Annotated in this window: 17 protein-coding genes; 8 read left to right on the forward strand and 9 right to left on the reverse strand. The window is 42.8% G+C overall.

Going from position 1 to position 15,690, the window contains the following annotated elements; genetic code table 11:
- Positions 1 to 133: 133 nt before the first annotated feature.
- From ACLI08_RS06935 to ACLI08_RS06945, 3 genes are all read right to left on the reverse strand, one after another.
- Positions 134 to 724 carry an anthranilate synthase component II gene (locus tag ACLI08_RS06935; RefSeq protein WP_411427738.1) on the reverse strand — a complete coding sequence of 197 codons (591 nt, stop codon included), beginning with the start codon at positions 722 to 724 and terminating at the stop codon, positions 134 to 136.
- Between the two features lie 25 nt (positions 725 to 749).
- Positions 750 to 2,129 carry an anthranilate synthase component I family protein gene (locus ACLI08_RS06940; RefSeq protein ID WP_411427739.1) on the reverse strand — a complete coding sequence of 460 codons (1,380 nt, stop codon included), beginning with the start codon at positions 2,127 to 2,129 and terminating at the stop codon, positions 750 to 752.
- Between the two features lie 222 nt (positions 2,130 to 2,351).
- Positions 2,352 to 2,990, reverse strand: coding sequence for a hypothetical protein (locus tag ACLI08_RS06945; RefSeq protein WP_411427740.1), 639 nt, complete (start codon positions 2,988 to 2,990; stop codon positions 2,352 to 2,354).
- A 279-nt stretch (positions 2,991 to 3,269) separates the two neighbouring features.
- Between ACLI08_RS06945 and ACLI08_RS06950 the strand changes: the two genes are divergently transcribed.
- Complete coding sequence (locus ACLI08_RS06950; protein ID WP_411427741.1) at positions 3,270 to 3,953, forward strand: DUF6304 family protein; 684 nt, start codon at positions 3,270 to 3,272, stop codon at positions 3,951 to 3,953.
- A gap of 79 nt (positions 3,954 to 4,032) precedes the next feature.
- On the opposite strand, the gene ACLI08_RS06955 is transcribed toward ACLI08_RS06950, so the two are convergent.
- Both ACLI08_RS06955 and ACLI08_RS06960 read right to left on the reverse strand, forming a co-directional pair.
- Complete coding sequence (locus tag ACLI08_RS06955) at positions 4,033 to 4,566, reverse strand: YceI family protein (RefSeq protein ID WP_411427742.1); 534 nt, start codon at positions 4,564 to 4,566, stop codon at positions 4,033 to 4,035.
- A 120-nt stretch (positions 4,567 to 4,686) separates the two neighbouring features.
- Positions 4,687 to 5,406, reverse strand: a complete 720-nt coding sequence (locus ACLI08_RS06960; RefSeq protein WP_411428010.1) for a pirin family protein — start codon at positions 5,404 to 5,406, stop codon at positions 4,687 to 4,689.
- Positions 5,407 to 5,679: 273 nt separating this feature from the next.
- Between ACLI08_RS06960 and ACLI08_RS06965 the strand changes: the two genes are divergently transcribed.
- The 5 genes from ACLI08_RS06965 to ACLI08_RS06985 all read left to right on the forward strand — a co-directional run bounded on the left by ACLI08_RS06965 (position 5,680) and on the right by ACLI08_RS06985 (position 9,177).
- Positions 5,680 to 5,880, forward strand: a complete 201-nt coding sequence (locus tag ACLI08_RS06965; protein WP_411427743.1) for a hypothetical protein — start codon at positions 5,680 to 5,682, stop codon at positions 5,878 to 5,880.
- Between the two features lie 80 nt (positions 5,881 to 5,960).
- On the forward strand, positions 5,961 to 6,722 hold the full coding sequence (locus tag ACLI08_RS06970) for a LytR/AlgR family response regulator transcription factor (RefSeq protein WP_411427744.1): 762 nt from the start codon (positions 5,961 to 5,963) through the stop codon (positions 6,720 to 6,722).
- A gap of 110 nt (positions 6,723 to 6,832) precedes the next feature.
- Positions 6,833 to 7,678 carry an orotidine-5'-phosphate decarboxylase gene (pyrF, locus tag ACLI08_RS06975; protein ID WP_411427745.1) on the forward strand — a complete coding sequence of 282 codons (846 nt, stop codon included), beginning with the start codon at positions 6,833 to 6,835 and terminating at the stop codon, positions 7,676 to 7,678.
- A 135-nt stretch (positions 7,679 to 7,813) separates the two neighbouring features.
- Positions 7,814 to 8,626, forward strand: a complete 813-nt coding sequence (locus tag ACLI08_RS06980) for an ABC transporter substrate-binding protein (RefSeq protein WP_411427746.1) — start codon at positions 7,814 to 7,816, stop codon at positions 8,624 to 8,626.
- 38 nt (positions 8,627 to 8,664) lie between these two features.
- On the forward strand, positions 8,665 to 9,177 hold the full coding sequence (locus ACLI08_RS06985; RefSeq protein ID WP_411427747.1) for a hypothetical protein: 513 nt from the start codon (positions 8,665 to 8,667) through the stop codon (positions 9,175 to 9,177).
- A 49-nt stretch (positions 9,178 to 9,226) separates the two neighbouring features.
- Here the strand turns inward: ACLI08_RS06985 and ACLI08_RS06990 are convergent, their stop codons facing one another.
- The 3 genes from ACLI08_RS06990 to ACLI08_RS07000 form a co-directional block, all read right to left on the reverse strand.
- Entirely contained in the window at positions 9,227 to 9,664 is a 438-nt protein-coding gene (locus ACLI08_RS06990) for a thioredoxin family protein (RefSeq protein ID WP_411427748.1), read from the reverse strand.
- A gap of 74 nt (positions 9,665 to 9,738) precedes the next feature.
- Positions 9,739 to 11,058: an HTTM domain-containing protein gene (locus ACLI08_RS06995; protein WP_411427749.1), complete on the reverse strand. Its 1,320-nt coding sequence runs from the start codon at positions 11,056 to 11,058 to the stop codon at positions 9,739 to 9,741.
- Positions 11,059 to 11,237: 179 nt separating this feature from the next.
- Positions 11,238 to 11,954: a DUF4197 domain-containing protein gene (locus ACLI08_RS07000; protein WP_411427750.1), complete on the reverse strand. Its 717-nt coding sequence runs from the start codon at positions 11,952 to 11,954 to the stop codon at positions 11,238 to 11,240.
- Positions 11,955 to 12,101: 147 nt separating this feature from the next.
- Between ACLI08_RS07000 and ACLI08_RS07005 the strand changes: the two genes are divergently transcribed.
- Entirely contained in the window at positions 12,102 to 13,007 is a 906-nt protein-coding gene (locus ACLI08_RS07005; RefSeq protein ID WP_411427751.1) for a phosphatase PAP2 family protein, read from the forward strand.
- A 54-nt stretch (positions 13,008 to 13,061) separates the two neighbouring features.
- Here the strand turns inward: ACLI08_RS07005 and ACLI08_RS07010 are convergent, their stop codons facing one another.
- Positions 13,062 to 13,814, reverse strand: a complete 753-nt coding sequence (locus tag ACLI08_RS07010) for a DUF4197 domain-containing protein (RefSeq protein ID WP_411427752.1) — start codon at positions 13,812 to 13,814, stop codon at positions 13,062 to 13,064.
- 313 nt (positions 13,815 to 14,127) lie between these two features.
- Here ACLI08_RS07010 and ACLI08_RS07015 point away from each other — a divergent pair, with 313 nt between their 5' ends.
- Positions 14,128 to 15,618, forward strand: a complete 1,491-nt coding sequence (locus ACLI08_RS07015) for a catalase (protein ID WP_411427753.1) — start codon at positions 14,128 to 14,130, stop codon at positions 15,616 to 15,618.
- Positions 15,619 to 15,690: the final 72 nt, after the last annotated feature.

The following is a 15,690-nucleotide window of genomic DNA, read 5'->3' on the forward strand; positions in this document are numbered from 1 at the left end:
TAAAAGTTATTTCACGGAGTTACACAGAGAAGTCACAGAGCTTCACGGAGTCATTTCTGAGTGTATGTTTAAGTGGAAAAATCTCTGTGTATCTCCGTACCTCCGTGTATCTCTGTGGAAATTCATTCAAAATTTAAAATTCATCATTTAAAATAAAAAATGGTTCTCTAATCCAGTTCTCTATAATCTGTCTGCCTTGTGGTGTAAGTACTGATTCCGGGTGAAACTGTACCCCACAGGTAGGGTGTGAGGTGTGTCGCAGTGCCATTACCGTACCGTCTTGGGTTTGTGCCGTGATTTTCAGGTACGGGCTGTCGGCAGGGGTTATTTTCCAACTGTGGTACCTGCCTACGGCAAGGGTTTGCGGCAGGTTTGCAAACAAAGGGTCATCCGTTAAAATGGTCATGTCTGTGGCCTTGCCGTGAACCGGTGCCGGGCATTGTTCCAGCACACCGCCAAAAACCTCGGCTATCGCCTGATGGCCCAGGCATACCCCCAGCATCTTCTTTTTACCGGAATAACGTTTAATTACATTCAGCAGTTCGCCTGCCTCACTGGGAATACCGGGTCCTGGCGACAATAGTAGGGCATCGCAGGTGTCCAGCTCGTCGTAATCTACCTCGTTGTTACGTTGTACGATTACCTCTACATTGTCGGTTTCGCGCACGTAGCGCACCAGGTTGTATACAAAAGAGTCGAAATTATCTATTATACCGATTTTCATAGTCGAAAGTTGTAAAGTCAAAAGTTTAAAGTTTGTTTGCTGCAGCTATGGCACGGCGTACCGCGCCCAATTTGTTGTTTACTTCCTGTAGTTCGTTTTCGGGTTTGCTGTCTATAACCACACCGGCTCCGGCACGATAATGCAGGGTGTTATTTTGGCTAAAAATACTGCGGATAACTATGGCAAGGTTTACATTACCATTTGGGTTGATGAAACCAATGGCACCGCCATAATAGTCGCGCGGGGTGCTTTCATAACGGCTTATAAGTTCCAGGGCTTTAGGCTTGGGCGTACCCGAAAGCGTACCTGCAGGAAACGTACCTGTAAATAAATCCAGTGAGGCGTTTTCTTCCCTCATATCGCCCGCTACTTTGCTTACCAAGTGTATAACGTGCGAAAAATGCTGCACTTCCTTGTATGATGCTATGTGTACATTGTTACAAAAACGGCTGAGGTCGTTACGGGCAAGGTCTACCAGCATGGTGTGCTCGGCATTTTCTTTCTCGTCATTGCGCAGGGCTTCGGTGCTCAGTTGGTCTGCTTCGGCGTTACCGGTTTTGCGTACGGTACCTGCAATGGGGTGTATAGAGGCATGGCCGTTTTGCAGGCCTATCTGTGTTTCGGGGCTGCTACCCATAAGGCGGTAGCTTTCCATATCAGCGTAAAACAGGTAAGGCGAGGGGTTTAGCCTGCGCAACTGCCGGTATACCTGAAAATCATCTCCAAAAAAAGGCTGTTCGAATGGGCGTGATACTACCAGCTGAAACACATCGCCACGGTAAATATGTTCTTTGGCTTTTTCTACAAGGGCCACAAAACTTTCGTCGTTGTCAGGGCTTAGCTCACCACCTTTGGTTTCAAAAGGCAGCAGGGTAAATGTTTGCCTTCTCAATAAGGTTTCGAAGGCTGAATCGGGAAGTGTTTCTTCGGAAAATGAGTTGCGGAAAATAGTTCCCGAGTCATGAAAATGATCCAACACTATAAGGTATTCAAACAATATGAATTGTGCCAAAGGTATATCAAGGTTTGATGTTTTAGCACTGCCTACAGGTTCCTCAAAATGGGCGTACTCAAAACTAAAATAGCTTAGGAACGCATTATGGTTATGGGTTTGGGAAAACTCAAATCCGTTTAAAATCTGCTTTATTTGCGCCGTAACCTGCCTTGGATTAGTAATAGGTTCTGTTGATGTGGTATTGCCTATCTGCTTAACTACCTGTTTTTCATACACGGTTATTTCAACCAAAGGATTAAGTCCTATAAATGATGTGCTATCGGTACGCGAATGGTAGTCGTTACCCTCAAGCAGGCAGGGCTTACGGTAATGGTTGCGCAGCCCCATATACAGCCCTACGGGTGTATAGAGGTCGGCGTTAAAACTGTATTGTTGGGTGTAAATTTTCATAGTTACGGGTATAAAAAAACGGCTTGCCAAAAGTGACAAGCCGTTTATATGCGTTTATATAGGTATATGCGTGTTTAGGCTACTGTCACGGAGTTGTGAAAGTGCCACCACCAAGCATTGTTTACTATGTTCTGTGATTTTATCATGAATGTAAAATTATGAAAGAGGTTTTTATTGTGCAAGTGTACAAATGAAAATTGTTTGTTAAATACACTTATGCCTTTAATTTACCTCAAAACAGTACGCATACGGATTATTCTCTATTTCCATGGCAGCCTGCGCCTTATAACTTGCCGGGTACCAACTTACATAAGTGCTGTGATGCAAATCTGTAGTAGGTGTAATGGCAGGGTTAATGAGCCATGATTTTCCATCGGCGGCTGTCATTTCTATTCTGCCACCTAAAATGTTAAGTATGTATTTACCCTTTTTTTTAGGTATAATGCTACAGTGGTATTGGCGGGTAGTGTAGTTCCAGGTCTTTCTGCCGGTAGGCATTGTACTGTACACATCGGGATCCAAGGTGTGTATTACGCTGCCTGCCATTTCATAGTCATTTACAATGCTGTCAAAAGACTGTAGTGTGATTCCAAAAAAACTATTGGTACGAAGTTGCCCAAAAACAATATAGCCATAATTTGTGGTTAACGTATCAGGGATTTTCATAGAGAATTTTAGTGTATCTCCCAAATGTATTACTGCATTAGTGTTACCCGTTAGTTTACCTTCTATAGTGGTGCCTACATCACTGTATAAACAATTTGCATCTGTACATTCGCGTGGCGGATCGCATGAGTATAACGCAATGAGTCCGGTTACAACTGCAACAACTGCAACAGCTTTATAAATTGAGAATTTCATAACTTCAATGTTTTAATTTTTATTTCTTTAACAAAACAAATTTTTGTGGTATGTACTATCTCCCAATACACGAAGCTATCGAAATACTATTTTTTAGATAGTATTTCGGTATTCATTACACAATGCAATTTGCAGAAAAATCGTAGTAAGTGTTTTGGTTGGTATAGGTTACGAATTTATAAAAAATTTGTCTACCAATATTTACCAAACGAAAAAAGCATGATTAAATACTTGGTGTTTTTCTTTTAGCTTATATTAGCTTATTTGAATAATAGCAAAATGAAACCGACTAAAAAATATAAAGGGGTTTATACCGATGCGTCAGGCAGCGTAGCTATTATGCTGCAAAATGATTTTAAAACATTATTTGTTGAAATTGATGGTGTACCGTTTTCTGGAGAAGATTTTTCAGATTTTTCCATCGTTAAAGGCAAAAAATATTTACTTGAGGAAACAGATCGATTTAATTTTTTTCCTTCAGTATTCAATAGCAGCGATTCTGATTTAGTTCTTTGTAATTGCACTTTTAAAATAATAATTCCCCAGATTATGCTGGACTTGAAAAATCAGTCTTCAATTGCAGTTGACCTTGATTTGGAGTGTGAGCTTAAAGTAAAAGACAACTTATATATAACCGAATTTTTCACGATAACCGTAACAATTGATGGTAATTTATATTCGGCCTCGGGAGATATGATAGAACTGGTGTTAGACCGGTTAAATAAGCAGTTTGAAGGATTGTATTCGTTTAAGAATTGTTATGGATGTATGTACGGTGATTATAGCGTATTCGGGCAGGACAGTTTCGGCGGGATGCTTTGCTTTGTCAATCAAAAAGATGCTTATAAAAAAGCTTATACCAAAGACGAATATATGCAGCTTGAGCCGGGTGCTTTTGTTCAGGAAATTTATTGTTGTAATGCCTTTGAGCCCAGAACTGCCGGAGCTGGGTACAGGGGATAAAAAACACCCCTCTCCGGAAAAAGGAGAGGGGTGCACAGGTGTGTGAAAAAAATATTTAGATAGTGATAGTTAAAAACAATTAAGCTTGTTTTACAAACTGGGCATCTATAACCAGTTTTACTTCTTCGCTTACCAGTACGCCGCCTGTTTCAAGGGCTGCATTCCATGTAAGGCCAAAGTCTTTACGGTTTAGTTTGCCTTCTGCGCTAAAACCTGCTTTTACATTACCCCATGGGTCTTTTGCAGTACCGCCAAAGTCTACGGCAAGGGTTACCGGCTTGGTTACGTCGCGAATGGTAAGATCTCCGGTTAGTATATAATCACCTTCGTCTTTTTTAACGAATGAAGTAGATTTAAAGGTAAGTTTCGGGAAGTTAGCCGCGTCAAAAAAGTCAGGGCTAAGCAGGTGGCCGTCGCGGTCTGCATTACCGGTAGCTACTGAGTCTATATCGGCGCTAAATTCAAATGAAGCATTTTCAAAATGATCGCCTTCGGTTGTAGCTTCGGCTGTAAAGTTTTGGAATTTTCCGGTTACGTTAGTAAACATCATGTGTTTTACTTTAAACGCTATTTCTGAGTGTGTAGGGTCAATAGACCATTTTACTGTAGACATACTATTAAAAATTTTATGGTTATGTTAAAAATTGTTGTTGTATTTTGATGAAGCAAAGGTAGTTTACCTTTGCCGCCCCGGCATTGAACTAGGACAAGAAAACTAAAGTTAGCGATTTTTTTACAGTGCCATGGGTACATCCATAAGTAATATCTCGGCACCCTGGGTTTTAGCCGCCAGGTTAATGTGCTCTGTATTCCATATTCCCATGCCATCGCGTTCCTTAAGGGTAATGCCGCCCAGGGTAAAACTGCCTTTAATTACAAACGCATAAACGCCGTTGCCTTTACGTTTTATGTTGTAGTGTGCCGCTTTGTCCTTATCAAAAGTACCTAAGTGGAACCACGCATCCTGGTGTATCCATACACCGGCATCGGCAGGGTTGGGCGAAAGTATTTGTTGCAGTTTGTTGTGCCTGTCGGCTACCTTAAGTGTAATCTGGTCGTAGCGTGGGCTTACATTCTTTTTGTTAGGGAACACCCATATCTGCAGGAATTTTACCGGCTTATCTGTGTTTTTGTTGTACTCGCTGTGGGTAATACCCGTACCGGCACTCATTACCTGTATATCGCCATGCCTTATTACGGCTTTATTGCCCATGCTGTCTTTGTGTTCTAAATCGCCTTCCAGCGGTATAGAAATGATTTCCATATTGTCATGAGGGTGCGTGCCAAAGCCCATGCCTTCGCTCACCTGGTCGTCATTTAAAACGCGCAGTACGCCAAAGTGCATACGGTCCGGGTTGTTGTAGCTGGCAAAGCTAAAAGTGTGGTGCGTATTTAGCCAGCCGTGGTTTGCATAGCCGCGGGTTTCGGCGCGGTGCAGTACGGTATTGTCCAGTATTTTTGTTTCCGGACCCGGTATGTGGTTAAATCCCATAGGTTCCAGCGGTAGCAGTTCGTCTATTTCGTTTTTTATGTTATCGCCCAGGGCGGCAGAGGTAATTAGCATGCCAGTACCCATAAGGCCTTTCTTTATAAAGTTTTTGCGGTCCATGTTGTGGTGTATTATAGTTGTACAGGGCAAATTTCAGGCTAATAAAAGGGCTGTGCATTGAACTATGTCAAGAAAATTTAGGAAACAATCAGGAATTATTTTTTGTAACTTTACCCTATGCAGATAACCTACACCACAAAAGAGGAAAGCAAGGCCGCGCAGCAGGAAGCTTTTTTAAAGCTTTCTGGTTATGAACGGGTTGCAAGTTTTATACGGCTCTCTAAAAGCATACAGGCTATTTTTCCCAGTAATGTCCCGGAAAGGCAAACCAATAATTTTGTTATTGATTATCATAAGCTTAGGAATAAGGAGAGATAAATAAAATCTAACGGCTGTTTGTGCTACCACATTCCGATAAAAATTTTTAGATTGCGGCATCAATCAGAAAACCGCACACAATGAACGTAATCATTATAGAAGACGAAAAACCCGCAGCGCGCCTGCTGCAACGCAAGCTTCAAAAACTGGGTATAGAGGCTACTACCATGTTGCACTCTGTAGAGGAATCGCTGGAATGGTTTGGGCAAAACCCGCAACCCGACCTGATTTTTCTGGATATTCAGTTGTCTGACGGTCTTTCGTTTGAAATTTTTGAGACTACGCCCATAACCAGTGCGGTGATATTTACCACTGCTTATGATGAGTATGCCCTGCGTGCCTTTAAGCTAAACAGTATTGACTATCTGCTAAAGCCCATAGACGAAGACGACCTGGAAATTGCGGTAAACAAATACAAAGAACGCCTGCCGAAACAGCAGGAGCCTGTGTCGCTGGACTTTGACCAGATAAAGCGCATGCTTGCCGGCGGTACTGCCGAAAAGGTATATAAAAAGCGGTTTACCATTAAAATGGGACAGCACCTTAAAATGGTAAACGTAGAAGATATAGAGTGTTTTTACAGCGAAAACAAGGGCACTTATGCCCATACTACAGATAATCGTGATTACCTGCTGGAAACAACGCTGGAGCAGCTTGAAGCCGAGTTGGACCCTAAGCAGTTTTATCGCGTAAGCCGAAAGTTTATAGTATCGGTAACGGCTATAAAAGATATATTGGTGTATACAAACACCCGCCTTAAGTTGGTATTGCCTACTTATAAAGATGATGAGGTTATTGTAAGCCGTGAGCGCGTAAACGATTTTAAAGACTGGCTGGGATAATCAATTGTTTAATGTAACAATTTGAAGATTCCTTAATTTTTAAATCGTTCAATTTTTAAATCTTTGAATTAAAGGGTACTTTTGCACGGCTAACGCACTAACACAACAACATGACTACTGAACAACTGTATCAACAGATTATTGAAAAAAAATCGTTCTTGAGTGTAGGGCTCGATGTAGACCTTACTAAGATACCCCAACACCTGCTGCAAACCGAAGACCCGATTTTTGAATTTTGCAAGGCGATTATAGATGCTACGCACGATCTGTGTGTGGCGTATAAACCAAATACGGCTTTTTTTGAAGCCTACGGGCTTAAAGGCTGGCAGGCGCTTGAAAAAACAATTACCTACATTAATGAAAACCACCCCGATATTTTTACCATAGCCGATGCCAAGCGCGGCGACATAGGCAATACGAGTGCCATGTATGCCAAGGCTTTTTTAAAGGACATGGACTTTGACAGTATTACGGTAGCGCCGTATATGGGCAAAGACAGCGTGGAACCGTTCCTGGCGGTGGAAGATAAGTTTACCATACTGCTGGCACTAACCAGTAACGAGGGGGCTTTTGATTTCCAAACGAAAGATGCCGGTGGTAAAGAGCTGTATAAAACGGTTTTGGAAACCAGTAAAACCTACAAAAACAGCCATAATCTTATGTATGTGGTAGGCGCTACAAAAGCCGAGTACTTTACAGAGATCCGCCGGATTATACCCGATAGTTTTATCCTGGTGCCCGGAGTAGGGGCGCAGGGCGGTAGCCTGCAAGATGTGTGCAAATACGGTATGACCGATAAGGTGGGATTACTCGTTAACTCGTCGCGGGGTATTATATATGGTTCTGATGGGGAAGATTTTGCCGAAAAAGCGCGCGCCGAAGCGCTGGCTATGCAACAGGAAATGGCCGACATACTGGTGGCATCAAGGCTGAAAGCCCTTAAATACAATTCGTAGTTTTGTTTCAGGTTTCAGGTTTCAAGTTTCAGGTTTTTTACAGTTGTGTATGAACCAAACTGAAGTTGATATAAGAGACTGTAAACCTGACCTGAGTTCGACAGGATGAACCGAGCGAAGATAAATTTGAAACAAATGATAAAAACATACGTTGACCAACTGGGTAATTCAATAACTCTTGAAAAGCCGCCCGTACGCATTATATCGCTTGTACCCTCATTAACCGAGCTCTTGTACGACCTGGGGCTGGAAGACCGCATTGTGGGCATTACCAAGTTTTGCGTACACCCCTACCATTTAAAGTCGACCAAAGAAAAAATAGGGGGCACAAAAAAGGTACAGGTTGAAAAAATCAGGTTGTTACAGCCCGATATTATCATTTCCAATAAGGAGGAAAACACCCAGGAGATTGTAGAAACGCTGCAAGCCATAGCGCCTGTATATGTTACCGATATTAATACCATAAACGATACGCTGCACGTAATAACCGATTTTGGAAAGCTGTTTGGCGTACGTACGCAATCGCAGTTACTTACCGATAAAATAGAACACGCACGCGCCGACTTTTCACGTTTTATGGAGGGAAGGCCGTGGCAGCGTTCGGCATATTTTATTTGGAAGGAGCCGTACATGGTGGCTGGTAAAGGTACGTTTATAGACGAAATGCTGAAACTGAACCACTTTAGCAACATTTACGAAGCAAGAGAAGAACGTTACCCTGAGGTAATTCCGCAAAAAATGCGCATACAGGGCGACCCTGAAGTGATATTTTTGCCAAGCGAACCGTATCCGTTTAAGGATGAAGACGCTTTTGAACTAGGGCGTTTTACACACCATGCCAAAACCGTTTTTGCCGATGGCGAAATGTTCAGTTGGTACGGCAGCCGCATAGTAAAGGCATTCGTGTATTTTAAAGAATTACAGGAACGTACTACAGAGCCGGTGTAAAATTTTCATACATTGCAGTTGGTTAACCAATCGAATTTATGAAAAACATCAGCTTTAAATTCATTTTGTTTCATATAATAGCAGCGTGGTTTTTTATCCATGCTTTTGCAACAGCATCTTTGCTTTTTGATGTAGCGTTGGTTAAAGGTTTTATTACCGAGGGAGAATCTTATTTTAGTACAGCTAATATAGGCCCCAGAAGGATTAGTAACTTTCTTGTAGCAACAGGGCTAAGTAGATTTTTAGGCTTTATTGTTTCCGTTTGTATTTCATTTATAATAACGCGTAAACATAAAGTACATTGGTTAAATGTACTTCCTTTGTTTATTGTAGGTTATTTTTTTCTGTTCTACGATTTCCTGGGTTGGAATTATTTGAAATTCATCTTTTTGTTGCCGGGAGATGCTTCTGATATTGTTTCTGTTAAACTAACAATAAATAGCGTTGTATTGTTACTATTAGGTATGGCTGTGTTTAGGTTTGCACCTATTAAGGATAAGACCAAAGATATTTATAACGATGAAAAACCTGGTGCAAATGCGACCAATTGATTTTTTGAGGTAATCCGAAGTTGTTCCGAAATCAATCTTTTCGGTAATCTTACCTCCCCATTTTTTCAAGTAACGCCACGTATTCGCCCGGGGTATCCAGATTTTCATAACCCTGTTTGTCTAGTTTACGGCCGTTTTTATCCAGCAGCACTACAAACGGGAAAAACCCATCGCGGTTATACTTTTCGGCAAGCACTACGTTTTCTGCATTTACATTAAAAGGTTCGGGCATGCCTTTCTTCTGGGGGAAGTCGGCGCGTAGCAACACCCAGTTTTTCTCGGCTTCCGCTTTAAACTCCGGGCTGCTCCACAAAATCTCGTCCAGGCGCATGCAGTTGGCACACCATCCCGGTCCCGAAAACACGAGTAATATTTTTTTGTTTGTGGTAGCGGCCGCGTGTTTTGCAGCGCTAAGTTCTGTGTACCATTCCTGGCTGAAACCTACGGCATAAGTCAGTAAGCACAAGGCGATAAGCGACTTTTTCATACCCCATTATTTTTATAGTAAATGTAACAAACAGTGTGTTTATTTACAATCAATTTAATAACAATTTTGCATTTTCAGTCAGAATTTTCTACTATCCACGGGCAGTGACTGAAATATAACCACTTAGCGTCGGCAAGGTTTGCATTTTCATCAATTAAGTCCCGTGCAGGCAACTGATTCAGAGACATCTTAGCTGTAGCGTAAATGGCTACTTTTTGTCCTTTGGCTTCATAATCTTTTTTAATGTACTGCGATGCCTGCCAAATCATATCGGGACGCGATACTATCCGGGCTATTTGATCTCGTGTAAAATAATTACCCAAGTTAATTTCCGCCTTTTCACTACTGTCTTTTGGCTGGGCGTACATGGTTAATGTACCCCGCTTGTCAAACAGTTTCATGCGCCAGCTTAAGCGGTGCCCTTCGCCGGTGTATTGCACATTACCCTCTATAAAATGATGCCGTAGCGGTAGCACCAGCTGTATTAAAGCATACAGGCTTAGTAGCGTAACGGCAATGCGGTTGTGCTTGTAAACGTCGTTGGCGTTAGCTACACTAACCGATAGCTGTAGGCCAATTTTAGTAAAAAGCGTTTTTATGCTTTCGGGCTCGTAGAAAAAGCAAAGCATGGATAAGGCCAGCATGGGGAATATACCTATACTCAGCGTTTTTGCATTAAACAAATGGAAAAACAGCATTGCAAAAGTGGCCACAACACGTGTACGCCTGTACAGGAGTGCCGGTATTATAAGAAAATCAAACAGCATACCACCCCATGCCAAAAACAGTTGGAAATAATGGTTTTGTAATACAGGCCCGTAAAAAGCCCGTTTATATGGTGCCATTATAATACTTATAAATTTGCCGTTAAGCCAGGTAGGGTAGAGCTTGGCTATAGCTGCAAACACGTATACCAGTGCCATTTGGTATATAAAAATGTACCTGCACCAGGCGGGCATGGTGGTTTGCTTTATGCGGGGTTTTATGGCGGCATCTATGCTCAGGCTTCGGTTAGCGGGCATAAAGAGCAATAGGATGCAGAGTAGAATAACCAGGTAATGGTGATTGTTGTAAATGGTTTTCTGCATCAGGTAGCTACCTGTAAACAGTAGTGAAAGAGCACCCAGGCTATAGCGGTACAAAAAGCCGGCGGCTACAAAAACGGAGGTAACGCCCATAACCGCAAAATACCAGTACATACCGGCGCCGGGCAGGGGCTTAAGCCATTCAAAACCTATAAAAGGGAACAGGTATTTTGGGGTGAGATATAAGTAAGGTATATCGGTTCCGGCTACCATACCAAAGGCATGCCACGCCAGCAGTATACCAAATGCCATACGGAAAAACACCAACGGGGCTATGCTTATCCGGGTAAATAAAAAGCCGGTTTTCATCTGTGTGGTTTCGGGTAAAAATACAAAAAATGCCAACAATTTGCACCGTTGGCATTTTCTTAACTAACCCTAACTAATGTGTATGTGAAAACCATTTATTACAAGCTACAAATTACTCAAAATAAATTAAATACACTGTTAAGATAATGTTATATGTTTATTTATAAGGCTGTTACAGTTTAACTGCGCTTGTTATCCTGCAGGGCAAACACCCGTTGTAGCAATGCAGTTGTGCGTGCTGCAAGGTTATTCCTTATATCTTTTTCCTCAACGGCTATCATTTTAAACACGCCGTCAAGTGCTTTTTGGGTAACATAATCGTTAAGATCTGGGTTTACCTTTGTTACCAGCGGAATACTGTTGTAGCGTGTAATCATGTCTTTCCAAACGCGGTCTGCACCTACTTTGCTAAACGATGATTTTATAACCGGGTTAAATTTACTGTACAACTGTGTTGAGGTAGTATTTTGCAGGTACACCGTAGCCGAGTTATCGGCACCCAGAAGGATGTTTTTTGCATCAGTAAACGTCATGTTCTTTACCGCCGATACAAATATGGGGGTAGCTTCCTTTACGGCGTCTTCGGCGGCACGGTTCATTAATTTAAGGCCTTCATCGGCAAGGCTTCCTAGGCCTATGGTACGCAGCCCCTTATCTACCTTTTGCAGTTCGGGTGGCAGTAGTATTTTAACCAGTTCGTTTTTGTAAAACCCATCGGTTTTGGTTAGCTTGCTTACCTGGGTGTCTATGCCTTTGTCCAGGGCTTCGCGCAGTCCCGATGCTATGTCGGCATTGGTTAAAACACCCTGCGGAAGCTGCTGTGCCACCTGTTGCAGTTCGGCGCAGCCCGAAAGTGTAAGGCATAATGCCGCTATTGGGATGATAAGTTTTTTCATGTTTACGCGTTTAGTAAAACATAAAGCAACGCATTTTTATGTTAACAGATGCTTTCTTACATTCTAAAGTTTTACTAAAATCATGTCCTTGTTTAATGAAATCAAAAAGCATATTGTATAATTTAGCTCCCAAATTTATTTCCTGCTATGAAGTTTAGCTCTGCAAAGCCGTGGTTAAGCGGCATATTTATATTCGTGTTTTCTGTCTTCTGCCGGGCACAGCAGGCCGCTGCCTTACAAGACAGCATACAAGCTGATACCCTTGCTGTAAGGGCACCGGAAGCCGGGTCGCTGGGGCATAGGTTTGCCTATGATATCGGTAGCATTTATAAAGGGGCACTGTTTACATTTTCGGGGCCTGCCCGATGGGGTAAGCAGGATGCCGTTGTAGCCGGTGCGTCGGTTGCCGGTACGGGTTTGCTTTTATTAGCAGATAATACGGTGGCGACTTACTTTAGGGAACAGGGCGAAAAAGTACCTTACGGCTGGCATAAGGCGGGCTGGTATATGGGTAAGCCGCAGTATAACTACGCATTTACATTTGGCGTTTATGCCACCGGGCTTATATTTAAGAATGAAAAAATACGCCGTACAGGGGTGGTTATTATTACCGCCGCTACTACGGGGGGAATACTACAAACGGTATTGAAACAAGTTACGGGCAGGGCACGCCCGGGTGCTAACGCAGGCCACCTGGCGTTTGATCCGTTTTCTAAAAAGGAAGCTTATCACTCGTTTCCATCGGGGCATGCCATATTATCTACCACGGTTTTTTATGCGTTGTCTAAGCAGTTTACAAACCCGTGGGTAAAGGCAGGGTTTTACACGGCCGGTTTGCTAACGCCGGTATCGCGTATGTGGGATAATGCCCACTGGATTACCGATGTGGCTGTAGGAGCAGGTATAAGTATACTGTGTGTAGAATCGGCAGAGCATTTCCTTAAAAAGAATGAACGCTACGCGGCAGACCGCGTGCATGACCCTCATGATAAAAAAATATCCTGGAACTTTTCGGCGGGTTACAAAACCATTGGCCTTACCGGAACGTTTTAAAAACAATAAACCACGCTGTAAGCGTGGTTTATTGTTTTGTGTAAAGTATATAAATTACTTTTTGTCCTGCATGGCAAATACGTTTTTCAGCAGGTCAGACGTACGTGATTTTACATTGGTACGAATGTCTTTCTCTTCCACCGCTATCATCTTGTACACACCCTCCAGCGCTTTTGTGGTGGTGTAGTCTGTAAGATCAGGGTTTACCTTAGTAACCAGCGGAAGGCTGTTGTATTTGCTTATTATTTTTTCCCACACAGCGGTAGCGCCTACCTCGTCTAACGATGCTTTTATTGTAGGGCTAAACTTGGCATACAGCGGTTTGTTGGTGCTGTTCTGCAAATACACCGTAGCGCTGTTATCGGCACCCATAAGTATGTTTTTGGCGTCTGTAAAGGTAATGCCGGTAATGGCATTGACAAAAATTGGTGTTGCGTCGCCTACAGCTTTTTCGGCAGCGCGGTTCAGTAGTTTAATGCCCTCATCGGCCAGGCTTGCCATACCTATCTGGCGTAGTTTTTTATCTACTTTTTGAAGCTCTTCCGGCAACAGGATTTTTACCGCGTCGTTTTTGTAAAAACCGTCTTCGGCCATAAGCTTTGTAACCTGTTTTGTAACGCCATTGTTCAGTGCTTCCTTAAGTCCGCCTGCAATGTCTGATTCGCTTAACGAAACACTTTTAACAGCGGCTGTAGCTTTTGTTACCGCAGCCGTAACTTTAGATTTTGTTTTTGATTTTTTCTTGGTTTGTGCATTACCCGATAGTATACCGGCAATAACGCATACGGCTAAAAAGAGCTTTTTCATGATACTGTGATTTGTTTGGCAAATGTAAACCAAAAACCGTTCCTATTTTATGGTGTTTACCGTGTTTGAAACGGCGTACTCCGAAACGGTCTATCACAACTTTATGCTTTCACTTAATAAATTTCCGAAATATCGTAATCGTAATTGATGGTTCTATTTGATAATTGATTGGCAATTAAGGTTTTTTGTGGGTTAGGATTGGTTTTTGTCAATACACATATAAGCAAAATCAATAACTCTAGTATAAATTTATACTATCATAAAAGTAATTTTGGGTAAATAAAATTGATAACCTATTATAATCATCGTCATTATGTCACAAGATAAACTTACTACAGCTTCAGGAAGGCCTTATGCCGAAAACGAAAACTCTCAAACCGCGGGTGCCCGTGGCCCCATACTACTGCAGGATTACATTTTGCATGAAAAAATGGCGCATTTTAACCGAGAGCGCATCCCCGAAAGGGTAGTGCACGCCAAAGGCAGCGGAGCGCACGGAACTTTTACAGTAACTAATGATATTACCAAATACACGCGAGCTAAAATCTTTAGCCAGGTAGGTAAGCAAACGCCTATATTTTTGCGTTTTAGCACTGTAGGCGGTGAAAAGGGATCGGCAGATACGGAGCGCGATCCCCGTGGTTTTGCCCTTAAGTTTTATACCGAAGATGGTAACTGGGATTTGGTTGGCAATAACACACCGGTGTTCTTTGTAAAAGACCCTAAGAAGTTTGGTGACTTTATCCATACCCAAAAGCGCGACCCTCAAACTAATATGAAGTCGCCTACCATGATGTGGGACTTCTGGTCGCTTAACCCTGAAAGCCTCCACCAGGTGCTTATCCTTATGAGCGACCGGGGTACCCCATACGGCTACCGCCACATGCACGGTTTTGGCAGCCACACGTTTAGTTTTATAAATAATGATAATGAGCGCTTTTATGTAAAGTTCCACTTTATTACGGCACAGGGCATTAAAAACTTTACCGATGCCGAAGCGGCAGAAATGAGGTCTAAAGACCTGGATTTTTCGCAGCGCGACCTTTTTGAAAATATACAAAACGGTAACTTCCCCAAATGGCACATGAAGGTGCAGATAATGCCGGAAGCAGAATCTAAAACCTATCATATCAACCCGTTTGACCTTACTAAAGTTTGGCCACATGCTGATTATCCGCTGATTGATGTGGGTGTAATAGAGCTAAACCGTAACCCTGATAATTATTTTCAGGATGTAGAACAGGCCGCTTTTGCCCCGGCACACGTGGTAGACGGCATTGGCTACAGCCCTGACAAAATGCTACAGGGCAGGTTACTAAGCTACCCCGATGCGCACCGTTACCGCCTGGGTGCTAATTATGAGCAAATCCCGGTAAACCGTTGCCCTTTTGCTGTACGCAATTACCAGCGCGACGGACAAATGCGCATAGACGGAAATGGTGGCAGTAACCCGAATTATTTCCCGAATAGTTTTGATAATGTGGTGGCAGACCAAAGTTATAAAGAGCCTGCATGGGAACTGGATAGCCTGGTGGCCGACTGGTACGACCGCAACGCCGAGGGCGAAAACGACCACTACACGCAGCCGGGTAATTTATTCAGGCTGATGGATGATGAAGCTAAAAAGAATACTATAAACAATATTGTAGGCGCTATGAGCGGCATTACGGGCCCTAAGCGCAGCGAGATTATAAACAGGCAGCTATGCCACTGGTTCAGGGCAGATATAAGCCTGGGGCTGGGTATAGCGCAAGGCTTACAGGTGCAGATAGACCCCGCTATGATGGGCGCGCACCAGAAATAATATATTACCGGAAGGAAGAGGTAATTATTGGTTGGTTTTTTGGAACACCCTACTGTGATGAGCAGTAGGGTT

Source organism: Flavobacterium sp. RNTU_13, from assembly GCF_046614455.1.
Classification (GTDB): Bacteria; Bacteroidota; Bacteroidia; order Flavobacteriales; family Flavobacteriaceae; genus Flavobacterium.